Source organism: Streptomyces sp. CNT372 (assembly GCF_000377145.1).
This window is the reverse complement of the sequence record NZ_KB897777.1, coordinates 60,810-84,684: the sequence shown is the minus strand read 5'-3', so window position 1 is coordinate 84,684 and position 23,875 is coordinate 60,810. Positions and strand designations below refer to the sequence as shown.

20 protein-coding genes are annotated in these 23,875 nt (G+C 67.8%); 11 read left to right on the top strand and 9 right to left on the bottom strand.

The genetic code is table 11. The features are described 5' to 3' along the window. The first annotated feature begins 2 nt into the window (after positions 1–2). The 6 genes from C593_RS0102975 to C593_RS30865 all read left to right on the top strand — a co-directional run bounded on the left by C593_RS0102975 (position 3) and on the right by C593_RS30865 (position 6,394). A complete protein-coding gene (locus C593_RS0102975; RefSeq protein WP_106434553.1) occupies positions 3–197 on the top strand; it encodes a hypothetical protein in 195 nt (64 codons plus the stop codon). Positions 198–430: 233 nt separating this feature from the next. Further along, a complete protein-coding gene (locus tag C593_RS0102970; protein WP_018845826.1) occupies positions 431–1,756 on the top strand; it encodes a DUF3631 domain-containing protein in 1,326 nt (441 codons plus the stop codon). 360 nt (positions 1,757–2,116) lie between these two features. Beyond that, positions 2,117–2,809 (top strand): DUF2637 domain-containing protein, encoded by a 693-nt coding sequence (locus tag C593_RS0102965; protein ID WP_018845825.1) that lies wholly within the window; start codon positions 2,117–2,119, stop codon positions 2,807–2,809. Between the two features lie 334 nt (positions 2,810–3,143). Further along, positions 3,144–3,704, top strand: coding sequence for a plasmid mobilization relaxosome protein MobC (locus tag C593_RS0102960; protein ID WP_018845824.1), 561 nt, complete (start codon positions 3,144–3,146; stop codon positions 3,702–3,704). Continuing rightward, positions 3,701–5,413, top strand: a complete 1,713-nt coding sequence (locus C593_RS0102955) for a relaxase/mobilization nuclease domain-containing protein (protein WP_018845823.1) — start codon at positions 3,701–3,703, stop codon at positions 5,411–5,413. Before C593_RS0102960 ends, C593_RS0102955 begins: the two co-directional genes overlap by 4 nt. 18 nt (positions 5,414–5,431) lie before the next feature. Next, positions 5,432–6,394: a ParB N-terminal domain-containing protein gene (locus C593_RS30865; protein ID WP_018845822.1), complete on the top strand. Its 963-nt coding sequence runs from the start codon at positions 5,432–5,434 to the stop codon at positions 6,392–6,394. A gap of 235 nt (positions 6,395–6,629) precedes the next feature. Here the strand turns inward: C593_RS30865 and C593_RS0102945 are convergent, their stop codons facing one another. The 8 genes from C593_RS0102945 to C593_RS0102910 all read right to left on the bottom strand — a co-directional run bounded on the left by C593_RS0102945 (position 6,630) and on the right by C593_RS0102910 (position 14,187). Beyond that, positions 6,630–6,881 carry a hypothetical protein gene (locus C593_RS0102945; RefSeq protein ID WP_018845821.1) on the bottom strand — a complete coding sequence of 84 codons (252 nt, stop codon included), beginning with the start codon at positions 6,879–6,881 and terminating at the stop codon, positions 6,630–6,632. A gap of 30 nt (positions 6,882–6,911) precedes the next feature. After that, positions 6,912–7,511: a restriction endonuclease gene (locus C593_RS0102940; RefSeq protein ID WP_018845820.1), complete on the bottom strand. Its 600-nt coding sequence runs from the start codon at positions 7,509–7,511 to the stop codon at positions 6,912–6,914. A gap of 473 nt (positions 7,512–7,984) precedes the next feature. Next, positions 7,985–9,001: a hypothetical protein gene (locus tag C593_RS28700; RefSeq protein WP_018845819.1), complete on the bottom strand. Its 1,017-nt coding sequence runs from the start codon at positions 8,999–9,001 to the stop codon at positions 7,985–7,987. Beyond that, complete coding sequence (locus tag C593_RS0102930; RefSeq protein WP_018845818.1) at positions 8,995–10,017, bottom strand: glycosyltransferase; 1,023 nt, start codon at positions 10,015–10,017, stop codon at positions 8,995–8,997. Before C593_RS0102930 ends, C593_RS28700 begins: the two co-directional genes overlap by 7 nt. A gap of 1 nt (position 10,018) precedes the next feature. Further along, positions 10,019–11,311 carry a serine--tRNA ligase gene (gene serS / locus C593_RS0102925; protein ID WP_026277292.1) on the bottom strand — a complete coding sequence of 431 codons (1,293 nt, stop codon included), beginning with the start codon at positions 11,309–11,311 and terminating at the stop codon, positions 10,019–10,021. Next, positions 11,304–12,017 (bottom strand): histidine phosphatase family protein, encoded by a 714-nt coding sequence (locus tag C593_RS0102920; RefSeq protein WP_018845816.1) that lies wholly within the window; start codon positions 12,015–12,017, stop codon positions 11,304–11,306. The genes serS and C593_RS0102920 overlap by 8 nt, the downstream gene beginning before the upstream one ends. Then, positions 12,014–12,940 carry an aminoglycoside phosphotransferase family protein gene (locus C593_RS0102915; protein WP_018845815.1) on the bottom strand — a complete coding sequence of 309 codons (927 nt, stop codon included), beginning with the start codon at positions 12,938–12,940 and terminating at the stop codon, positions 12,014–12,016. The genes C593_RS0102920 and C593_RS0102915 overlap by 4 nt, the downstream gene beginning before the upstream one ends. Beyond that, a complete protein-coding gene (locus C593_RS0102910) occupies positions 12,940–14,187 on the bottom strand; it encodes a methionine adenosyltransferase (RefSeq protein ID WP_018845814.1) in 1,248 nt (415 codons plus the stop codon). The genes C593_RS0102915 and C593_RS0102910 overlap by 1 nt, the downstream gene beginning before the upstream one ends. Before the next feature lie 206 nt (positions 14,188–14,393). On the opposite strand from C593_RS0102910, the gene C593_RS0102905 reads away from it, so the two are divergent. From C593_RS0102905 to C593_RS0102890, 5 genes are all read left to right on the top strand, one after another. Then, on the top strand, positions 14,394–15,617 hold the full coding sequence (locus C593_RS0102905) for a helix-turn-helix domain-containing protein (RefSeq protein ID WP_026277291.1): 1,224 nt from the start codon (positions 14,394–14,396) through the stop codon (positions 15,615–15,617). A gap of 10 nt (positions 15,618–15,627) precedes the next feature. Continuing rightward, a complete protein-coding gene (locus tag C593_RS0102900; protein WP_020610213.1) occupies positions 15,628–16,110 on the top strand; it encodes an NUDIX domain-containing protein in 483 nt (160 codons plus the stop codon). Positions 16,111–16,306: 196 nt separating this feature from the next. Continuing rightward, positions 16,307–19,867: a DEAD/DEAH box helicase family protein gene (locus C593_RS0102895; protein ID WP_026277290.1), complete on the top strand. Its 3,561-nt coding sequence runs from the start codon at positions 16,307–16,309 to the stop codon at positions 19,865–19,867. Positions 19,868–19,893: 26 nt separating this feature from the next. Next, complete coding sequence (locus C593_RS31220; RefSeq protein ID WP_486591075.1) at positions 19,894–20,691, top strand: restriction endonuclease subunit S; 798 nt, start codon at positions 19,894–19,896, stop codon at positions 20,689–20,691. Continuing rightward, positions 20,691–22,268, top strand: a complete 1,578-nt coding sequence (locus tag C593_RS0102890) for an HsdM family class I SAM-dependent methyltransferase (protein ID WP_018845810.1) — start codon at positions 20,691–20,693, stop codon at positions 22,266–22,268. Before C593_RS31220 ends, C593_RS0102890 begins: the two co-directional genes overlap by 1 nt. Positions 22,269–22,364: 96 nt before the next feature. Here the strand turns inward: C593_RS0102890 and C593_RS0102885 are convergent, their stop codons facing one another. After that, positions 22,365–23,780 (bottom strand): hypothetical protein, encoded by a 1,416-nt coding sequence (locus tag C593_RS0102885; protein ID WP_018845809.1) that lies wholly within the window; start codon positions 23,778–23,780, stop codon positions 22,365–22,367. Between the last annotated feature and the right edge of the window lie 95 nt (positions 23,781–23,875).

Sequence of the window (23,875 nt, the reverse complement as noted above, 5' to 3'; positions counted from 1 at the left end):
GGATGGTTCGCGAGGAGCTGCTGGCCCTTCCTGCTGCCGTTGACCTGGACACAGGCAACCGTGCGCTGGGTCTCGGGCGGAGCAAGGGTTACGAGCTGGCCAAGCGGGGCGAGTACCCGTGCAAGGTCCTGCGACTGGGCAAGGCGTACCGCGTGGTGACCGCGGATCTGCTCAATCTGCTGGGGCTGGCCGCTTGAGGGCGAGGCAACCTAGCAGGCCGTTCTGCGCTGAGCTGACACAGAAGCGCTGGACTGTGGCCAGGCGTGTACGTACTGTCCGTGTTCCCTCGCGGTGGCCTGCTGCCCGCGAGAAGGGGATGGGCCCCCGGCGGTGCGACGCCGGAGGCCCGAGCAACCCCGAACGGCCCTGGAAGAACCAACCCGGCGGTAAGGGCGTGCGAGCCCGCCACCGCCAGACGAGGAGCTGCCCTGTGGAACACCCCGAACCCCAGCCCTATTCCGCCCCTGACAGGCCCGAGTGGCCGCCGGTCGCCAAGCCCGGCCAGCCGGGCCTGACCATATCCGAGACCGGCCAGGCCGCCGGCGACCCGGCGCAGACCTCGCCGCCCGCCGAGCGGTGTCCCGAAAATGAACGGTCCGACCTCGACCCCAAGCGGTGTCCCGAGACGGAACAGGCAGATCCGGAGCCGACACACGGATCGGAGCTGCTCGACGAACTGCGTGCGCAGATATCGAAGTTCGTCATCCTCCCCTCCGAGCAGGCGCTCGACGCGGTCACCTTGTGGGTGGCGGCGACGCATCTGCAGCCCGCGTGGCAGCACGCCCCGCGCCTGGCGGTGGTGGGGCCGGCGAAGCGGTGCGGCAAGTCGCGGCTGCTGGACGTGCTGACCGAGACGGTCCACGAGCCGATGCTCACCATCAACACCACGCCGGCGGCGGTCTTCCGCTCCATCACCGAGGAGCCGCCCACGCTCCTGGTGGACGAGGCGGACACAATTTTTGGCACGCCAAAGCAGGCGGAGAAGAACGAGGAGATGCGCGGCCTGCTGAACGCCGGCCATCAGCGCAACCGGTACGTGACACGGGTGGTCGGCAACGATCACACGCCCCACCGGTTCGCCACCTTCGCCATGGCGGCCATCGCAGGGATCGGTGACCTGCCCGACACGATCATGGACCGGTCGGTGGTCATCCGCATGCGCCGACGGGCGGAAGGCGAGACCGTCCGCCCCTTCCGGTCACGGCGCGATATCCCTGCCCTGCACGGCCTGCGTGACCGTATTGCCGCCTGGGCGAGGCCCCTGCTGGACGAGGCCGCCGACCTGGAACCGGCGATGCCGGTCGAGGACCGGGCCGCAGACACCTGGGAACCGCTCGTCATCGTCGCCGACCTCGCCGCCGGCACCTGGCCGCGCCGGGCCCGTACCGCGTGCGAGCAGATGGTCTCCGCCGAGGCGGCGGCAGAGGAGGAGCACCCCAGCGGGGCCCGCATCCTGGCCGACATCCGGCGCGTCTTCGTCGCCCAGCGCGAGGTCGACAGCCTCTCCACGGAGGAGCTGATCCACCACCTGCGCCAGGACCCGGAGAGCCCATGGGCTGAGTGGGGGCGCAGCGGGCTGAGCCCACGTGACCTCGGCTCGATGCTCCGGCAGTTCGGCATCAAGCCCGGAAACGTCCGCATCGCCGACGGAACCCAGCGCAAGGGCTACATGCGTAACAAGTTCCTCGACCCCTGGCGCCGCTACTGCCCGACCGTTCACCCGGTCGACGCCGCGGCCACCCTCCCGCAGGGCTGACCCTGCCCCGCCCCCGCTGGTTGCCGTCCTTGCCGTCCCTGCCGTGATCGCGCAGGTCAGAGGGCATACGCGCAAGACGGCAACCGGCCCCAAGACGGCAACACGATCACAGCTGCCCGCGTAGACGCTGGGGCGTTGCCCGCATCCGTCTCGTGCCGTCCCAGGCGTACGCGCCGTATCGCCGCAGGTCACCGGCCATGAGGCCAAGACGGAAGACAGCCTCGTACCGTCCTCGCCCCTGATCCTCAGCGGGCGGGGCCAAGACGGACACCGGCCGGACCTGCCGTACCGGCCCTGACCTGCGCTTGCAACGGCCAAGACGCCCAAGACACATCACGCACCACCACAGGAGCCTCCCGCTTGAGCACCCCTGCCATACCCGACCACCACTACACAGCCCACCAGGCGACCGGATGGGACCGCGCCGCGATCCTCACCCTCGGCGCCGCCGCATGTGCCCTCTCGTACGACGCACTCCAGCAGATGGCCGTCGCCATCCACATCCGCGGGTTCCTCACCTACCTCTTCCCGCTCGTGATCGACGGGTTCATCGCCTACGGGGTACGAGCCCTCCTCGTTCTGCGCGCCGCCCCGTTCCGAGCCCGCCTCTACGTGTGGACCCTGTTCGGAACAGCCACCGTGGCGAGCATCTGGGCGAACGCCCTGCACGCTCTCCGCCTCAACCAACAGGTCACATCCGGCGGCCTGTACCTGGGCGACGCCACCGTGGGCGTCCTCTCCACCATCGCGCCGCTTGCCCTGGCAGGCGCGGTCCACCTCCACATCCTGATCACCCGTGAGACCACCACCGAGGCTCCGGAACAGCCTGCCGGGGATACGGCGGCCAAGCGGCGAGGCGGACGTCCACCGGACGCCTCGCTGGAGGACCTGGTCGAGATCGGCCGTGCCGCTGCCGCTGAGCAGGGCGAGCTGTCGCGAGCCATCGTCAAGAAGGCCGCTCGGGACCAGGGACTCGGCATGGCCGGCGAGCGACTGACCGAGGTCATGAAGATCCTCCGGGCCGAGGCGAAGGCCCCTTCCGAAACCTCCTGACCGTCCGGACCCTGAGCCCGGTTGGGGTGGTCGGAACCCTTCCGACCACCCCAACCACGGCCTTGTCCACACCCTAGGGGCCGCTCCTGTGGATACGCACACATGCCCTCCCCGTGCCCCCAGCACCCGCCCCTGTCCCACACATCGGAGAACGCCCGTGCCCCGTGACTCCCACGACGACGCCACTACCGGCACCGACACGGCGTCCCTCCAGCCGAAGTCGCCTACGTTCATGAACCGTTTGCGGAGCGCGTTCGGACGGACGGCCCCTGGCGGAGCCAGTAGTACCCCGAGTCCGACTCAAGGCCGGTCTTCGGGGGTCTCCGCCCCGGGGGTGGCGGAGACGGCCCGACGCCAGGGGGCGCCGGTCCGGGAGGTCGGGGCCGAGGGCGGCTCCGACCAGGACGAGCTCCACGCCGTCCAGCAGCAGATCCTCCGCCCCGCACTCGCCGCCGATCCTCCGGTCGGCGAGCGAGCGGTGCAGAGCGTCCAGCCGGCGATCCGCCGTTTCACCGGCACCAAGCGGACCGTACGCGTCGGACCGCTGTGGTTCACCGGCGACGAGCACGCCGACCTCCAGGAGGCCGCCGCCGAGCACGGCTACAAGGGGGAATCCGGCTTTGCCGCCGACATCGTCCTCGCCTTCATCACCGGCCAGTTCACCGCGAACCTGCCGCTGTCCGAGGACCGCCGCCGTACCCACATGTTCCGCGCCCAGGTGCTGCGCGAGCTCAACCGGATCGGCGTCAACGTCAACCAGATCGCCCGCGCCCTCAACAGTGACCTCACCCCGCCCGACATCCGCCACCGCCTCGATGAGCTGCACCGCCTGCTGGAGCTGATCGCCGAGGCCCTGCGCGAACCGACCGAATCCAGGAAGGACCTGGCCGCGTGATCGCCGCCATCAAATCGGCCGGGTCCAACACCCGTGGCCTGCTCGCCTACCTCTACGGCCCCGGCCGCCACGACGAGCACACCGACCCGCACATCGTCGCCGGCTTCGCCATGCTCGGCATGCCCGACCCCGGACGCGACCCCGACGCCACCCTCACCCAGCTCGCCCGCCACCTCGACGAGCCCGTCCATCTTCGGAACAGCGAGTTCGGCAAGAAGGTCACCGACCACGTCTGGCACTGCCCCGTCCGCACCGCCCCCGAAGACCGTCACCTCTCCGACGTCGAGTGGGCCGAGATCGCCCAGCGGATCGTCGAGGCCGCCGGCATCGCCCCGGCCGGCGACGACCTGGCCTGCCGGTGGATCGCCGTACGCCACGCCGACGACCACATCCACATCCTCGCCACCACCGTCCGAGAGGACGGCCGCCGCCCCAGGCTCCACGACAGCGGCATCCGCGTCGGCGACGCCTGCCGCCAGATCGAGACCGACTACGGCCTGCGCCAGCTGAAGAAGGGCGACCGCACGGCCGGGCGCCGGCCCACCCAGGCCGAGATGCACAAGGCCGAACGCCTCGGTTGGGAACAGACCAGCCGCGACTGGCTCCAGGAACGCATCCGCGCCGCCATCCCCCACGCCGGCAACGCCGAGGAACTCCTCTCCTACCTCGAAGCCATGGGCATCGCGGTCAAACCCCGCCGCGGACCGTCCGGAGACCTCCTCGGCTACGCCGTCGGCCGCCCCGGCGACCTCAACAAGGACGGCGAACAGATCTTCCACCCCGGCGGAAAGATCGGCCCCGACCTCACCCTCCCCAAGCTCAAGGCCCGCCTCGAAACCACCGAGCCGGAGGAGCACCCCACCGCCCGCCGTGACCAGCCCGCCACCCCCTGGCACCAGGCCATCGACGCCCTCGAAACCCTCCACCAGGGGATGGCCGACGACACCCACACCCAAGCCCACATCACCGCGCTCGGCGACCTCATCGAAGCCACCGCTCAGAAAGCCCCCAACCACCTACACCCCGAACTACGAGCAGCCTCAAGGGCATTCGCCCGCGCTCAGCGCTCCCAGATCCGCGCCGAGAACCAGGCCGCCACGACCCTGCGCAAGGCCGCCCGCGACCTCGCCCACACCGCCACCGGCCCCGACGGCAGCGCCCTGGCGACCCTGCTCGCCACCCTCGTCTGGGCCACGATCGTCGCCGCCCGCTGGCACGAGGCGAAGAGCCACGCCCACCAGGCCGAAGCCGCCCGCCAGACCCTCCACCACCTCCAGGCCGCCGCCGACCAAGCCCTCACGCCCGTCGTCGGCAGCCTCGCCACCCGCGGGCCGAGTGATCAGGCCCGCCGGACTCTCGCCCACGACGTACGGGCCGCCGTCCCCGACCACGCCGACCGCATCCTCACCGACCCCGCCTGGCCGGCCCTCGCCACTGTCCTCGCCGAGGCCGAAGCCGGCGGTCACAAACCCCACCAGCTCCTCAAGGAAGCCGCCGCCCAGCGCGAACTCACCACCGCCCGCCAGCCCGCCCGCGTCCTGATCACCCGCATCCAGCACACCAGCCGCAACCCCGCCCCCAACCCCCGTGCCGAAGCCGCCCGCCGCCGCTCCACGATGGCGCTCCCGCCAAGCGGACCTCAGGCCCGACACCCCCAGCCCACCACCACACCCACGAGGCCCACCGATCAACGCCACCGACGCCGCTGACAGCCACAAGGAGCCCCTGTGACAGCCACCCAACAGCCACACACCCACACCGCCGCAGCCGACAACAAGGAGCCCGCCCTGAAGATCCACCCCGCCGCCGACATCTTCCCGATGCTCGACCAGGACGAACTGCTCGACCTCGCCGAGTCGATCAAGACCGAGGGCCAGCACGAGCCGATCGTCCTCGATACCGACGGCGTCCTCCTCGACGGCCGGAACCGCCTCGCCGCCTGCAAGATCGCCGGCGTCGAACCCCGCTTCACCACCTACACCGGCACCGATCACATGAGGCTGATCATGTCCGGCAACCTGGCCCGCAGGCACACCAGCAAGGGCCAGCAGGCAATGATCACCGCCATGGCCTGTTCCGTTTCGGAACACTCCCTGCGGGACCAGGCCAAGCACCATGGCCTCAGCCTCACCCGCCTGTCGAACGCCGCCACCGTCCTCAAACACGCCCCTCACCTGGCCGAACAAGTCCGCGTCGGCACACTCGGCCTCGACGCCGCCTACACCGCCGCCCGCGAGCGGAGAGACCGGACTGTCGCACTCAAGGCCCAGTACGACCGCCTTCGCGAGCACGCCCCCGACCTCGCCACACAGGTAACCGAGGGCCTCCTCACCTTCGACGACGCCACAGCGGCACTCGACGAGCGGCTGGAGACGGAACGGCTCCGGCAGCACGTGATCGATGCCGACACCCTGCGCCTCGCGGACGGCGACACCACTCCACCCCTGGCCGAGCTCGTCGAACGCGGCGACATCACATGGGGCCAGGCACACCAGCGCGCCGAAGAGTTCCTCGCCCACCGGCAAGACGCCATCGACCAGGCCCAGCACGCTCTCCAATTGATCGCCGAGAACTGGACCGCCGTCCAGGACCTCGCCGCCCGACCCGGCACTCAGCTCGCCCGGGACATTCTCGGCGGCCTCGCACCCGCAACCTGTTCCCTTGTCCACCGTTTGATCACCCTGGACTGAGCCAGAGCACGCCCTCGGAGTCGGAGCAAAGCCGCCGGCCCCGAGGGCGACCGCTCATGCCACCGACTTCCCCACCACCTCCGTCAGCGCAGCAACCGTTCCCTCTCCGCAAACCTCTGGCGCGGGCGGCCGACCCCGAGCCCACACCCCAGGACGTGGCATGGGCGAGGCAGAGGTTCGACCTCGACGCAACCGGCGCGTATGCCGACTGCGGCAACGACATGCCCGGGAAGCATCAGGGGCTGCCGGACTGCGAGATGCCGCGCGCAAGTTGGGTCACTATGTCCAAGACGCCCTGACCGAAGGCTGTCGGAGCAACCAGCACTCCGAAAACGAGCACAATGATCACGGTCGCCTTCTCATCTAATCGGCTTCGGGCCTGGGTACGTCGACGAAGGCGCAGGACGATGACGACGGCCAGCAGGACCGCCATGTTGATGGTCAAGATCACGCTGTACGCCCTCCTGGCAGGCAATTCATCAGGCATCTCCGCTTTCCGGCGTCACGTTCCGATGCATCAGGACAGCGCCGAAGGGCGGTGCGGTGGTGGGATGCGGTCAAGCAGGTCCCACAGGGGCCGGGATCCCGCAGCCCACTCACTGAGCATGCGGCGGTCGACGAGGTGGATTCGGTGCTGCGCACCCCAGGGGATCGCCTTTGAGGAGAAGCGACCGTTGGTGAGGACGACCGCGACGTCCGCACCGTGGATCTGGCGTGCAGTGCCGTTGACCTGCTGTAGTACCCCGACGCCCACAGCAGAGCCTCGATCCCCGTCACGGCGGTGCTTGCACTGGATCGCCCAGACTCGGCCGGCGGGGTCGACTGCGCGCACGTCGCACGCGTTGTCCCCGGCGCCGCCCAGCCGCTCGGCGTCGCACCCGTCGCGGCGCATCAGGTCCCGTACGGCAAACTCGAACGCGCGGTGATCCAGCCCGTCCAGCTCAGCGATCCTCAGCCGCAGGGCTGCCGCACGGACGCGTGCCCATTCCGCCCTCTGCTTGGTCCTCTGGTACCAGAAGCCACCGATGACCACGGCGACGACGGCCGCGAGGACGAGAACCCACCAGTGCGTGAGCAGCCACTGCACGATGGCGGCGATCAAGCCGATGACTGCCACGGCACCGAATGCCAGAACGATCTGTTCGTCCTGTCTCTTGGAACGGCTGACCCGTCGACGCCGGGCAGTACGCCGCGCCGGGCGGCGGCTCATCGAGTCTCGCCCAGCTGCGCCGAGGCGGAGGAAGCACACAGATGCGGCGTGCACGTGGCAACGCCTACCGCGGCTGACCCCACATGCCATCGTGTCTGCGCCCACACCGGGACGTCACCCCGAACGTGTTCCGCAAGCTGAACCGCCATGAAGGAATTCCCCCTCTGTCCAGGACCGTTGGTGCATCCCCACGCCGGTCGTATGACAGCACGCACGACCGACAGCATGTAAGAAGTCGATCACCGGGAGTGATGGATTTTCGGTCAGAAGGACCCCGCGCTCCATCCCGCGCTCGTCGTTCGACCTGCGCGTTTACGGCCCGACCTACCAGCTTCAGCCGTTTCGAGGCTTGGGGCGAGAACGAGCGCTGCACACAACTGCTATGCCGCCAGGGCCGAGCGCGTCGCCTCCCCCTCTCCCTCGATGACGCGAGCGATCTCCGGCCACGGAGCGCGCAAGGCACCGAAGAGCGACCAGTAGTCGTAGGCGGCACGAACCATGGCGCTGACGCCGAGGCGGGTGGCTTCGGGATCGATGGCGCCTATGACGCGCCGTGTGATTCCGCCGGCGCCCCGAGCTGCTGGGGCGATCCCGTGGCCGAGCAGGAGCGTGGCGGTACGGAGGGCATCCAGCGTCGGTGGTGTCGCCATCTGTGCGAAGCGCCCAAAGATCAGGGGGTGCCAGCTCGCCCTGGTACGCGCCCAGGCCAGGCGTTCCAGTCCAGTGCCGAGGTCAACGGCCATCCGGTCCGGGTGATCCGTGTTCCACAGGAGGACGATGTCGCCGAGGGCGAGGTCCAGGTGGCGGAAGCGCAGTGTGATGCCTTCGACCTGCCGTCGGCGCCACGGGGTGAGCGTTCCGTTGATGCTCAGGTGCCGTGCGTGGAAGCCGAGTTGGGAGAGAACGGTCAGCCAGCCGTCGAGGATGGCGCCGTACTCGTCCAGGCCGCCTATGGGTTGGACTCGGGAGACGTTGACGAAGGAGGTCAGGAAGCCGTCCATCAACTGGCCTTCCGCGTCCCGTTGGCCGGTGAAGCGGACGACCGGCTGCGGGATGAATCCGCTTCTATACGTGCGGGGTTGGCCGTCCTTGAGGACCGGGTCCAGAGCCTGGATAGCGGAGATCGTCAGTTCGGTCTCCCTGCCCCACCGGAGTGGGAGGCAGGCGTCACGTGGGGCGCCGCCCCGCGCGAAGCCGGCTTCCAGGGAGTCGAGGATCTCCCTCCACGTGGGTGATCTGCGTGGCGGCTGGTAGGGACTGCCCCGGCGCGGGTGAAGAATCTCGATGTGGGAGCCGTCGGCGGTGAACTCCCAGTGGGGGCCTAACGCAGCGCTCAGTACGCCGGGTATCCGCTGGGCCAGGTCGTCTCCGACGGTGTCGGCGGCGCGGGTCAGCACGATCGGGCCGACATCGCCTGGAAGTGGCGCGCCGGGTCGAAGCGCTGCATTCCGATCGCCTGGACGCTCTGGTGGTCGAGGCTTTCCGCCTGTTCGATCGCGTCGGCGAGCCTTCGTGCCGCGGTCTCGTCCTCCTCCATGGGGTCGACGACCGCGACCGCGCCCGTCTCGTCGCACAGGGCGGCGTGGGCGCAGGTTCCTTCGCGCCAGGTCAGGGCGGCCATGGGGGTGCCGGCGCGGAGGGTTTCTCCGAACACCGCGGCACCAGCTTCCACGTACGGCCGGGCGTACGTGTAGACGAAGACCGAGGCGTCGGTGATCGCTGCGGTCTTGGCGGGACCGCCGAGTTCGCCGATCCACTTCACGTGGTCGGCGCTGAAGAGCCGCTCGTGGCGTCGCACGTAAGCCTCGTCGAAGACGGGGCCCACGATCCGAATGCGGCGCCCCAGAATCTGGGCCGCCCGCATGGCGATGTGCGGTGCCTTCTCCTCGTCGATCCGGCCGAGCCAGACGAGATCGGTGCCCGCAGTGGCCGGCGGCTCCTCCTCGTCGAGGCCGAGATGGACGGCGAGCTCAGGGATCGGCCGGTGGTCCGCGTACCGTTCGATCATCTCGGGCGAGTAGCAGTACAGCCGGGAGCGCTGGCCGTCAAAGGCGGTGGCGGTGTGCTGGAAGACGGGCGAGTGCTGGAAGGTGGCGACGTCGCAGTCCAGTTCGTTCCAGGTGCGCGTCCACGCGGGAAGCGACGGGTACTCGTGGCCGACGACCAGGAGGTCGTACCCCGTGTCGCGCAGCTCGCGCTCGGCGAGCGATCCGGTGGAGATGTCCTCCAGGCGGACCGGCTTGCGGACCCAGTCGTGCTCCAGGTCCGTGAGCCAGCCCGGCCCGAGGAGGTGTACGTCGGCGCCTGCGGCACGGGCGCCTACGGCGACCGCCCACAGCCATCGTTCGATCCCGCCGTATCCGGCGGGTGGAAAGGCGTAGCTACCAGGGAAGTCGCAGACGCCGACGAGCACGTTATGCCTCCGGTGTTCCGTCCGCCGAGATACGGCGGAAGCCGAGATACGGGAAGAGTGATTCGGGCAGAACGATCGAGCCGTCCTGCTGCTGGCACTGCTCAAGGAGCGCGGCCAGGGTGCGGCCGACAGGCAGACCGGAGCCGTTGAGGGTGGCGACGAGCTTGGGCTTGCCGTCCTCGCCGCGGGTCCGGATGTTCGCCCGGCGGGCCTGGAAGGTTCCGAAGTTGGAGACCGAGGAGATCTCGCGGTACGTGTTCTGGCTCGGGATCCAGACCTCGAGGTCGTACGTGAGCTGGGCGGAGAAGCCGGTGTCGCCGGCGGGCAGCTTGATGACCCGGTAGGCGAGGCCGAGCTCCTTGAGGCACGCCTCGGCGTGGCCGACCATCTCCTCCAGCTCGGCGTCCGCCGTCTCCGGGTCGACGATCTTGACCATCTCGACCTTGGCGAACTGGTGCTGACGGATCAGACCGCGGGTGTCGCGGCCGTACGAGCCGGCCTCCGAGCGGAAGCACGGAGTGTGCGCCGTGAACGCAAGCGGCAGCTCGGCGGCCGGGATGATCTCGTCCGCGTAGAGGTTGGTCAGCGGAACCTCGGCCGTCGGGATGAGGAAGAGCTCCCGGTCGGCGACACCGGTCTTGAACAGGTCCTCCTCGAACTTCGGGAGCTGGCCGGTACCGGTCATCGTCTTGCGGGTGACGAGGTAGGGGACCGCGTACTCGGTGTACCCGTGCCGGCGGGTGTGGATGTCGAGGAAGAGTGTGGCCAGGGCCCGCTCCAGAGCGGCGCCGGCGCCGCGGGAGACCGCGAAGCGCGGGCCGGACAGCTTGGTCGCGCGGCCGAAGTCGAGGATGCCCGTGGCCTCTCCGAGATCGACGTGGTCCTTCGGCTCGAACGGAAACGCGGGAGGCGTGCCGACGCGCCGGATCTCGATGGCGAACTCCTCGGAGTCGCCATCAGGCGCGGAGTCGTCCGGCAGGTTCGGGATGCTCAGGAGCAGATCACGGAGCTGGGCCTCGATCTCTTCCTGCCCTGCTTCGATGTCGCGGACCTGCTCCTTGATCTCGCGGGCGCGCTCCTTCAGCTTGCTGATGTCGCCGCCCTGCTTGGCCGTCTGCTGAACCTCACTCGCCACCCGCTTGGACTCGGCCCGCAGCTCATCGGCAGAGCGGATGTTCTGGTTGCGACGAGACTGGAGGGACTCCAGCTCGGACAGGTCCAGGGAGTAACCGCGACGAGCGAGCCGACGAACCGCTTCGGCACCCATTTCAATCAGGGCGCGGGCATCATGCATGAGGAAGATCCTTCTGATCCGGCGAGTGGTGGGATACGGGATCGACGGTAGCAACCGCCGCCCCTTCGCCGATCCGCATTACCTCCCTGTCACCGGAGCCGACCGCGTGATCGAGAACGCCGGTTTCAAGATCGTTCATCAGGGCCCTGACGAATTCCGGCAACTCGTCATCAGGGATGGCGACGGGCTCGATGTACGGGGCCTCCGGGAAGAAGAGGGGCATGGCCCCGCCAGGAGTCCGTTCGCGGTGCCACAGAAGTACGGAGACCAACAGGCCGTGGGCCACCAGGACGCGGGGACCGGGATGCTCCATGGCCGCGAGCACCCCGGTGAGCATCCTGCGGATGCCCTCGCGCTGCGACTCGCTCCCGCCCGGCGGGCGCTCGTGGGCGCCATGGCCGTCGAGCCAGACGGCGTACTCCAGGAACGGGTTTCCCTCGAATTCCCCGTAGTCGAGTTCGTTCAACCGAGGATCGATGATCAGTTCCGGCCCGGGGACTCCCATCAGCAGGTTGGCAGTCTGCTGGGCGCGGGGGAATTCGCTGGCGAGCCACGTTTTCACGCTGTGGAGGGGGACGTTGCTCCATCCCTTGTTCAGCGACCGGCGGCCCTCCTCGCTCAGGCGGATGGGCTTGGTCGGATCGCCGTTGACGAGATAGCGCCGGCTGTAGTTCGTCTGTCCGTGGCGGAGGACGTACGTCGTCATGATCGATTCCTTGGGGTCGGCGCCGACAGCCACGCGAGGACGTCGGCCATCCTCGGCGCGCGCGGATCACCGGTGTCGAGGTAGAAGAGAAGGCCGTCCAGGGCCAGAGCCCTGCACCATGGCGCCAGGACGGGCACGGGGATGCGGGAGATTCGGGCGGCTGCGGCCAAGCGAGCGTCCGTGTTGTGTCCGAGGTCGTAGTACACGGTCCAAAAGGCCCAGTCGAAGGCCGCGTCACCCACCATCGGGAGGGGGTCGATCAGGCGAGGGTGGCCCAGCCAGTCGAAGAGGACGTTCTCGCGATAGAGATCCGCGTGCAGGACGGTGGACCGAGCGGAGTCCTCCTCCAGGGCCACGAGAGCCGGGAGGGCCGCGTCGACGTGCTCCTGCCACGGGCTGACGTCGACCGATTCCAGTCGGCGCCGCACCCGGGGGCGTACCTCCTGGTGGATGTACGCGGTCAGGAATGGAAGGTCACGCGGGCGGCGCCGACGGCGGCCGAAGGTGTGGAGGCCGTGGAGGGCGGCGGCCACGGTCGGAAGCTCGCGAGGCGGTCGCTCACCGCCACCGGGGCTCCCTCCAATCATCTCCAGGGCCGCCACGGCCAGGTCGTCCGCCGCCTCGACGACGCCCGCCGTCGGCCCGCCTGCCCACAGGCGTAAGGCGGTGACCTCGTTGCGGAACCGGGCGGGATCGGCCCACGCCTTGAGAAGCAGCGGACGCCCGTCGAAGGTTCCGGCCGTGACGACCACCGAGGCGTGTCCGGCGTCGTGGTACGCCCCTAGCGTGAGCTTCCAGCGCTCCGCCGCGCGCTCCATCAAGGTGGGCACGGCGTCGAGCCAGCTGGAGACTCCCGGGCCGTAGTGCGTGACCAGCCGCCGTCGGCATCCCTCGGAGACTTCGCCGAGCGTCCGCTTCTTCATCAGCTCAGCACGATCCCGTCGGAGACGAGCTCGTCCGTGAGGGCGGGGAAGCCCTCCAAGGATTCCGCGACGAGCGCCTGGACCTTGTCAGTCTCGACCTCCGGGGAGGACAGTCGGACCACGATCCGCCACGGCTGGTCGAGGCGCTGGCCGGTGGTGCTGACGAGGTGCACCTCCGCGTGCCCGTCGGTGGCCTCGTGCAGCCGCTGGGCCAGGCGCTGGGCGGCGATGTTGTAGAGCTTGCCGACGTGGTAGACGGGGTTCTTGCCGTTGGCGCCCTCCAGGTTCATCGGCCGCAGCGGCGTGATCAGTCCGTTGACCCGGTTGCCGCGGCCGACGACGCCCTCGTCGCCGGACTCGATCGAGCTGCCGGTGTAGGTGAGGTACAGCTCGTCCTTCTCCGGCACGTCGCGCGCGTTGAGCCGGAAGCGCGTCTCGGCTCCGGGCAGACGGAGGCCAGCCAGTCGGTGGCACTCGGCGAGGACGCTCTCGGTGTTCCGCACGTACTCCGCGCGGCTGGCGACGAGCCGCGACTTCTGCGGGACGCAGAGGACGACGTCCGCCTGCTCACCGTCCCAGTAGCCCATGAGCTTCACGTCCGATCCGCACCAGGCATGGGAGAGGGTGAAGTCGCTCTCCCCGGAGAAGTGGTCCACCAGCTCGCGGACGAACGACTCGAAGGGGTTCTCCGGCGCCCAGCCGGTTCCGAGGGAGGTGTCGTTCGACAGCCGGACCCGGCGCTCACGCAGGTCGTCGATGGAACGGGGGTTGAACCAGTGGGTGCGGTCCGGCACCGCGTCACCGGTGAGGACCGCTCCGGGGCTGGAGTTGCTGGTGACGTTGAAGATGATGTTGAGGTGCTCCGACACCTCCGGGAGCCGCTCGGCGAAGAACGCCCTGACCTCGGCCTCGACGATCTCCTCGACGGGGATCTTCTCGCCCCCGCACATGGGCGCGGCCCGCCCGTTGACCAGGACGCGCACAGGGGCTGTCATGCGGCCGGCGCCGTAGCGGACCTCGCTGGCACCGCCGAGGAGGGCGAGCTTGTCGAAGTTGTGGTGCAGCACCGCGCCGAAGCGCTCGACGGTGTAGCGGCTGTACGCGCGGGACAGCCGCTCGGCGAGGTGGTCGGCCAGGGTGTCCGGGTGACCGAGCCCCTTCCGCTCGACGATCGTGGTCGCACCGGGCTTGGCGGTGCCCGTCTCAATGGACAGGTAGCCACCCTCGGTCGTGATGGTTTCGCGCATGACAAACTCCGATCTCTCGGCCTGAGGAAGACGGGTGGGACGGATGAACGTCCTTGGCCAAAGCCGTTTGCCACGGGCTGAGTTGCTCGCATCGCCCTGCGGCGTTCTCGGTCTGCTGCGACAGTAGCCAGGGCACCCCAGGGCACCCCGGAAAATCCTTCCGGGGTCCACTTCGGCCACGAGGTGATGATCAGGACATGCGCGGGATGACACAGAACCTGACCATCGGGGAGCGCGTCGCCTGGTACCGGCGTCGGCGCGGCCTCTCCCAGGAGGTCCTGGCCGGCCTTGTCGGCCGTACGACGGACTGGCTGAGCAAGGCGGAGAACAACAGGATCGAGCTTGATCGCCTTTCGGTGATCACCTCACTCGCCGACGCGCTCGACATCTCCCTCGGAGACCTGCTTGCCGAGCCGACCCTCATGGAGTGGTCGGCCGACAGCGGGCGCCGGACCGTCCCTGCGCTGCGCGAAACACTCATGGACTACAAGCAGCTCACCCCTTTACTGAGCCTCGCAGCCGAGGATGAGCCACCTGCCCTGCAGGACCTTCGAGGCAACGTGCGCGATGTGCTCGATGCCTACCAGGCATCCCGGTACGGCTTTGCAACCCGCCGTCTCCCCCTTGTCCTGGCCGATGCCCTCGCAGCATCCCGCGCCTACTCGGGGCACGAGGCGGAGGAAGCCCACGCGCTGCTCGCTCTCGCCTACCACGGGGCGGCCATGGTGCTGGGCAAGCTGGGAGAGCCCGAGCTGGCATGGATCGCCGCGGACCGGGGCCTGGCAGCAGCGCAGTCCAGCGGCCGCGGCGAGGTTACGGGTTCGCTCTTCCGAGCAGTCACGCACTGCCTCCTGGCCACCGGGCGCTTCACAGCCGCGGTCCAGCTGGTGAACGACGCGGCAGCCGTCATGCAGCCGGAGTTGGGCGACGCCAATAACGAATACCTCTCGGTGTACGGCACGCTGTTCCTCGCCGGCGCGATGGCTGCCGCGCGGGCAGATGACCGGGCGACCACGCAGACCTTCCTCCGCGAAGCCGACGAGGCCGCGCAACGACTCGGCGCCGACGCCAATCACATGTGGACGGTCTTCGGCCCGACCAACGTGGCCATCCACTGCGTGGCCACCGCCGGCGAACTCGGCGACATCCAGATCGCCGCAGACCTGGGCTCACGAATCGACACGACCGCCCTGCCGGTGGAGCGGCGCGTACGACACAGCCTCGAAGTCGCCAGGGCGCTGAGCTCCTGGAACCGCACCGACGAAGCCCTGACCGTCTTGCTGGAAGCCGAACAGGCAGCGCCCGAGCAGGTGCGACACCACTACCTGAGCCGGGAACTGGTCATCGGCTGGATACGTGGCACCCGGGGCCGGCCTTCCCATCCCGTGGCAGATCTGGCCCGCAGACTGGGCGTCGTCGCGGGCAGCTAAAGTCCGAACCGTGAGCGAGAACGAGCACGAAGCGAAGATGGCCCGCCCCCGCATGGCAGCCGGCGCTCTCTTCTTCGACGAATCCGATCGGGTCCTCCTCGTCGAGCCGTCCTACAAGGACTACCGCGACATCCCTGGGGGCTACGTCGAAGAAGGGGAGTCACCTCGGCAAGCCTGTGTACGCGAGGTCCAAGAGGAACTCGGCATCGCACCACACATCGGTCGTCTCCTCGCCGTCGACTGGGCGCCGAACCAGGGGGAGGGCGACAAGGTCCTTTACCTCTTTGATGGCGGTCGCCTGAACGTTGAGCACCGGGAGCAGATCGCACTGCAAGCGGACGAGCTCCGCGGCTACGACTTCCATACCCCCGACCAAGTGCCTGGGCTCACCATCCCCCGCCTCGCACGCCGAATCGCAGCGGCCATCCAGGCCCGAACAAACGGCCTGACTGCCTACCTCGAACACGGCCAGTCGCCGGAACCGGGGACCTGACTGCTCCCCATCTCGGCCACGGGAATGGGAGGCACGGCCCGTGGCACGTTACCCGTCGGCATGACGATTGAGGTCTGCCCTACCTGTCCAATTCCCTTCTGCTTACTGATCACGTCCTCCTAGACTGTGTGTCTTCGACACAGCAAGGGCGGCAACGCGGTCAGGCGCCACGAGGATGGAGTAGCTGGTGGGGGACATGGACGAGCGGCTGCGGAAACTGGCGAAGTCCTCTCCGAACTTCGGCATCCTCTATCCACTGAAGCCCCTGCTGTCGCTCTATGGCGCCCAGGCCGAGGCCACGGTCTTCACGAACCCGAACTCCTCGCTCGTCCAGGCAGGCCAATTCGGTGAGGTTCTCGCAGAGGAGCTGATCACCCGGATCGGCATGCGAGTGGATGGCGACCGGCAGATCGACCGACTGACCGCCCTGACTCGAGCCGGCGTCCTGATCCCCGAGACGCGTCGGGATTTTGACCAGCTGCGGGTGGACCGCAACAAGGCCGCCCATGCTCATCTGTTCGACACGCCACGAGCGTTGGACGCCGTTCGGGTCTGCTACAAGCTCGGCCTGTGGTTCCACGACGCGATCTCCGGGCGTCGCACGGTGGCGGAGTTCGTGCCGCCTACGGATCCGCAGGCGGTCGAACGCCTCTCGGATCCCGATGAGGTCGCGGAACTGAACGAGGCCCTGGACGGGCACCGTCAGGCCCTGACCGACGCGCGCACGCGCCTCACTGAGTCCGCGAGCGAGCTGGAGGCCGAGCGGAAGGCTCGGGCCGAGGCGGAACGTCTCATCGCCAGTGCCAGCGTGAACAACGCGGAGCTCCTGGCTCAGATCGAGCAGTTGGCAGCGCAGGTCGCCGAGATGCGCGTTGCTCAGACGGCCGCCTACGAAGAGGCCCGTCAGGCCCCGCGCAAGGTCGATCCGGCCGCCCGCGACGAGATCATCCATCGCGCGCAGCGGCGGGCTCCGCTGAACGAGATCGAAGCCCGTAAGGAGATCGACAAGCTGCTGCGCGCCGCCGGCTGGGTGGTGCAGGACCGCAGCGAGGTCAATCCCATGGCTGGCCGTGGCGTGGCCGTGCGTGAGTTCACGCTCGCCACTGGACGGGCCGACTATGTCCTGTACGTGGACGGACAGATCGCTGGCGTCATCGAGGCCAAGCGTGAGGGCACGCACCTGGCCAGCGCAGTCGCTCAGAACGACCGCTACGCCGGCGGAGTGCTCAAGGAGCACCGGCTCGCCGTGTGGCGCGAGGATGAGCCGTTCGCCTTCCGGTACGCGACCACGGGCACTGAGACCTACTTCATCAATCGGTTGGACCCCGAGGCGCGCTCCCGTGAGGTGTTCGCCTTCCATAAGCCGGAGACCATCGCCGACTGGATGCGCCGTGCCGAGGAGCACCCAGCGGCCCGGACCTTCCGCGCCGCCTTGCGCAGTGTTCCGGAGCTTCACCGCAACGGTCTTCGGCCGGCGCAGATCGAGGCAATCAAGGGGCTGGAGGGCTCACTCGCCCTGGACAAGCCGCGGGCCCTGATTCAGATGGCGACCGGCGCGGGCAAGACTTACACCGCCGTCTCCCAGACGTACCGGCTGCTCAAGCACGCCCGAGCCCGCCGTGTGCTGTTCCTGGTAGACCGAAACAACCTCGGTAAGCAGGCGCTGGACGAGTTCCGAAAGTTCACGACCCCGGACGACGGCCGCAAGTTCTCCGACATCTACAACGTCGACCGCCTGGGCGCGGCGGGACTGCAGGACAGCAGCTCGGTGGTGATCTGCACCATCCAGAAGATGTACCGCCTACTGACCGGTGAGCAGCTCGTCGACGACGACCCGATAGACGAGGCGAACGACGACACGGCGTACGAAGAGTCCTACGCCGCAGAGAAGCCCATCGAGGTGGGCTACAACCCGGCTGTGCCGATCGAGTCCTTCGATCTGATCATCGTGGACGAATGCCACCGCTCGATCTACGGCCTCTGGCGTGCGGTGCTGGAGTACTTCGACGCCCACCTCGTCGGGCTGACCGCCACTCCGACCCTTCAGACCCTTGGATTCTTCGGCCGGAACCTGGTCTCCGAGTACACCTACCCCCAGGCAGTGGCCGACGGTGTCAACGTCGACTTCGACGTCATCCGCATTCACACAGATCTGCGGGAGAACGGCGGCGCGACCATAGAAGAGGGCACCACGGTCAAGATCCGCGACCGCAAGACCCGCTACCAGCGCTACGAGCAGCTGGCGGACGACTTCACCTACACCACCCGTCAGATCGGACGCTCGGTGGTAGCCGTCGACGAGATCCGAGCCGTTCTCACCGCCTATCGGGACAACTGGCAACGGTGGTTCCCCGGCCGCAAGGAAGTCCCCAAGACGCTGATCTTCGCGGTGGGTGAGGACCACGCTGAGGACGTTCTCGCTCAGGCCAAGGAAGTCTTCGGGCGGGGTGACGAGTTTGCCAAGAAGATCACCTACAAGAGCCGCAAGGCCGGCGAGGACCCTGACGAGCTGATTCGTGCCCTGCGGACGTCCCCCCGCCTGCGGATTGCCGTGACCGTCGACATGATCGCGACCGGCACCGACGTTAAGGCACTGGAGTGCGTGATCTTCCTGCGGGAGGTACGCAGCGCGGTCCTCTTCGAGCAGATGAAGGGACGTGGCGCCCGCACTATCGACGCCACCGAGCTGCTTGAGGTGACCCCAGGCGGAGATGACCGGGTGCGCAAGGAGCGCTTCGTCCTTGTGGACGCAGTCGGTGTTACCGACTCCCCGCTTGTGGATGCACGACCGCTCGTTCCGGCCGGGGAGCGCCAGGTCTCCCTGGCCAAGCTCCTCGACAAGGCCGGCACCAAGTCGATCAGCGCCTCGGAGGCGGAGATCCTTGCCGGTCGCCTCGCCCGACTGAATCAGCAGCTCAACGACGGCGAGCGCGATCAGATCACCAAGGCGGCAGCCGGCCTCACCCTCTCGGATATCGCGAGCAAGATCGTCCAGGCCGCCGACCCCGACAGGCAAGACCGGGCCACGGCGGAGGGCGGCGAGAAGGCAGCCCACGCCTTGATTGTTTCTGCCGTCGCTCCTCTCACCGCCAGCCCCGACCTGCGCCGGCTGATCATCGAGATCCGCCGGGACAAGGACTACGTGATGGATGAGACCACTGCGGTCGCCGTCACTAACGTTCACGCGATTCCCCGCGAGGAGCGGGCACGCGAGCAGGTCGACCGTTGGAGTCGCTTGCTCGAGGATGAACGCGACAAGATCGCCGCGATCTCCATCGCACTCTCCAGCCCTCGCTCGGTCGGCCCGACGGAGGCGTACACGGCGCTAAAGGCGCTGGCCGACAAGATTCGGCGCCCCGACTTCGCATGGACCCCGCAGGTCCTGTGGACGTACTACGAGGACCTCGGCCGTGCCACTGAGCAGCCGGGCAGGGAGGCCGGCGTGCCCGACCTCATCTCGCTCATCCGGTACGAGCTCGGCGTGGATTCGGAGCTCAAGCCGTACCGTGAGACGGTAGAGGAGCGCTTCGAAGGCTGGCTACTCCGGCAGCGGCAGGCCGGCGTGGACTTCACGGAGGACCAGATGTGGTGGCTGGAGGGCATCCGCGATGTTGTCGCCAGCGACGTCGGCATCGCTCCTCCCGACTTCCGAGCCGAACCGTTCGTCAGCCGCGGCGGCGGCAGGGGGCTGGCCTTGGCATTTCCAGGGCGCAACCCGCATGACTTCCTGAATGAGCTGAATCGAGAACTGGCTTGAGCACCACGGAACTTCCGCCCGGGTGGGTGCGTGTCCGTCTGGCAGACGTACTGAGTGAGCCGTTGATTAATGGCCGTTCCGTGCGCAGCATGGATGGTGGATTCCCGGTCTTGCGTCTTACTGCACTTAAGCGTGGTGGAGTCGACCTTTCGGAGCACAAATCTGGGGCGTGGAACGAAGATGAGGCGGCCCCGTTTCTGGTATCTGAAGGAGACTTTCTTCTGAGTCGCGGAAACGGCTCTCGGAATCTTGTTGGGCGCGGTGCGACGGTTAAGTGCGTGACGTTTCCGGTCGCGTTTCCGGATACTATGATTCGCGTTCGAGTCCGACGTTCTATGATTCTCTCTGAGTATCTGGAGTTCATTTGGGATTCCAGTATCGTGAGGAGCCAAATCGAGGATTCGGTTCGCACGACTGCGGGAATTTACAAGATCAACCAGAAGATCCTTGAGGGTATAGAGCTACCCGTTCCGCCAATCGATGAGCAAAGGCGGATCGTTGGGGCTCTCGATGCCTATCTTTCGCGCCTCGACATGGCAGAAAGGGGTATCGAACTTGCGCAGTTGCGCGCGGCCAGCTTGCGGAAATCCCTCCTGTATCGCGCCTTCACAGGCGCTCTCGTTCCTCAGGATCCAAGTGAGGAGGCCGCCAGCTTGCTGTTCGATCGGCTTGGAGAAGAACTGCAAGCAGCTGGCAATCCGCCAAAGCGCGCCCGCCGGGCACGCAAGAAGAGCACCGAGGCTGGACCTGCGTCTTTGCCGTCTTCTTCTGCTGTCGCGCCCCCGACACCTCACGCCGAGATTCAGCAGGAGTTCGAGCTCTAGTGGGCACTACTGAGATCAATTCGACTGCCCCTGCCAAGGTAACCGCGCAGACCGGCTCGCTTGTCGCCAAGCTCTGGAACTACTGCAACGTCCTTCGCGACAATGGGCTGTCGACCATCGAGTACGTCGAACAGCTCTCGTTCCTTCTATTCCTAAAGATGGCCGACGAGTTGGGTGCGGATCCGTTCGCTGAGGAGGCGGCCGGTCCCATCGTGCCGCCTGCTTACGACTGGCAGTCTCTTGTCTCCAAGCGTGGCGAGGAGCTGGAGGTGCACTATCGCGCTGTGCTCGCCGAACTTGGAAAGCGCCCTGGCACGACGCTGGGAACAGTCTTCGCAAAGGCTCAGAACAGGATCACCGAGCCAGCTCTCCTCGAGAAGCTTGTAGTCGACCTGATTGGTAAGACGGACTGGGTCCTCGAAGGCACCGACCTTAAGGGGGACGCATACGAGGGTCTGCTCGCCAAGGGGGCTGAGGACACCAAGACCGGCGCCGGACAGTACTTCACACCGCGCCCCCTGATCGATGCCATGGTGCATGTGATGCGGCCTGGCCCCAAGGACAGGATCACGGACCCGGCCTGCGGAACCGCCGGCTTCCTGATTGCTGCGCACAGCTACATCCGCGAGCACCACCTCAAGGGCCTCACCCGAGAGCAGCGCCTCGGGCTTGGTCAGGGCAGCATCTGGGGAAACGAGCTCGTCCCAGGCACAGCCCGCCTCGCCGCGATGAACATGCTGCTTCACGGCATCGGCGAAGCTGGTGGTGAGTCTCTCGTCACCACCGGCGACGCGCTTGCCGATGCTCCCAGCGACCGGGCGTCACTGGTTCTGGCGAACCCGCCGTTCGGTAAGAAGTCGGCGATCACTGTGGTGGGCACGGACGGCAAGACCGACCGTGAGGACATCACGTACGACCGGTCTGACTTCCGGGCGACGACGACCAACAAGCAGCTGAACTTCCTGCAGCACATCATGTCGCTGCTGGAGATGGACGGTCGCGCGGCAGTTGTTTTGCCCGACAACATCCTGTTCGAGGGCGGGGCTGGCGAGAAGATCCGGCGGCGCCTCCTCCAGGAGTTCAACCTGCACACGATCCTGCGCCTGCCCACGGGCATCTTCTACGCCGGCGGCGTGAAGGCGAACGTCCTGTTCTTCGAGAAGAAGCCCCCGCGGGCCGACGACGTACCCAACACGTCCGAGGTCTGGGTGTACGACTTCCGGACCGGGATGCACTTCACGCTCAAGCAGCGTCCCCTCCGCCTGGCTGACCTGGCCGACTTCATCGAGGCGTACAAGGCGGACGACCGGTCTGCGCGCAAGGAGACCGAGGACGGCCGCTTCAAGCGGTTCACGTACGACGAGCTCGTTGCCCGTGACAAGGTCAACCTCGACGTCACGTGGTTGAAGGACCCGGCGCTCGACGACGCTGACAGCCTGCTCCCTCCCGAGGTCATCGCCCAGGAGATCGTGGAGGACCTCCAGGCAGCCCTCGCCGAGTTTGAGGCGATCGCCGAGGCACTGGGTGGCGAGGTCAAGCCGGACGTCGCAGCTGAGGAAGTCATCGCGGAGGCGTAGGTCCGGGGATCTTCCGCCGGTGCCGGTCCCGCCCAAGGCGCGAGGCCGGCACCAGCTCGGTGTGGGAGCGCCTCGTGTGGGGGTTCCCGTTTCTCTTCAGCGGGCTCCCCAGCCGCGGTGCGCTTCGGGGCCATGCGGGCTCCAGCCGTTCAGGTAGGGCGCGAGCTCCTCGGGCTTCGGTTCGCGAGCGGTGGGCAGGGCGGGTAGACGGGTCAGTGGGTCGAGGCTCTGAACGTAACGGCGCGCCCAGGTCAGCCAGCGTTGTGCTGAGTCCACCGCCGCCTCATCTTGTCCAGACGGGTCTTCCAGTCGGCGTTCCAGGGCGTCGCAGTACGCGCTCAGGTCCGCCGCTTCCTGCCACTGGCGGGTCTGCGCGCGGAGTACCTCGGCATATTGCTCCTGGGCGGCCAGCTCCTTCGCCTTCTCCATGGCCGCCCGCCAACGGACCTCGCGCTCAGCCTTGGCCCGCTCTTCGTCCGCCTTCCGTTGGGCGTCCTCTACGGCGCGGGTCTCGATCTCCCGGAGCACGGCTCCCAGGATGTCCTCCAGCACCCAGCGCTTGCGGTCGGCCCAGCGGGACTGCCGGCTGGCTTGACTGTAGCCGAGTTCGATCACGAGGCTCTTCGAGCGCTCTGGGTCGGCGGACTGGGGAGACTCCTGTTGGATCGTGACGGTGTAGGTGAAGCCGTTCACGACCAGGTCCAGTTCGCCCTCGCGGAGGGAGTAGCTGGAGGGGTAGTGCCGCCCGTTGTACGTGTAGGCACGGCTGCGCCGGCGGGAGGGGACTTCATGCTCCTGCACCTTGTGCCCTCGACGTACTGCCTCGGCGGCGAGGCCCTGGAGAAGCAGCAACGATCGGCGGCGCAGCGGGGCGGGCATGACGAGTCGGCCCTCGTCGTCTCTCAGTGCGGCCACCACCGGATGCGGAGAGCGCAACTGAGTGGGTACGTGGACGGGCGGCGCCTCGTCCGGCCTTTGTCGCAGTGAGTTGGGGTGTGGCCCCTCGACTAGAGAGATCTGCAGGTCGCGATTCCACATGCGGAGACTTTCGATGCGCTTACCCGCAGGGATTAGGCTGTGGCGCTTCGCGTAGTCGATCACGCGTCGCCACTCCGTCACCGTGGCGTCGTCGGGCTTGGTGAAGGTGACCCGCCTGTCCGTAACGAGTCGCTCGATGAGTTCCTTCGCCTTGGTCCGGCGGGCGAGTGTCACTGGCCTGTCGGCGTAGGGCGCGGAGCGGGTGCTGCCTGCCGCTTTCCCCTTGGCGGCCTTCTCTTCCCCAGCGTGCGCGGGATCGTCCGGGTGGTGGCCGTGCTTGATGTAGAAGGTGCCTGCCTCAGTGACCTGGGCATCCATCTCGCCCCCACTGCGCTTGATCGTCACCAGCCCTCGGTCGCGCAGCGCGTAGGCCGTGCGGAACTCACCGGGGTCCCAAGCCTCGGACTCCTTGCCGTTCGCGAGTCGGCCGAGCAGGGCGAGCTGTCGTTCGTTCAGGGGAGACCAGCGATGCATGGCAACAGCTCACCCCGCAGCCGAGCCAGGAGCAATGACTCGTACGGGTGGTCGCCTCTGGCAACACCAGATACCTGCGGGCTTGCGGTCGTCGG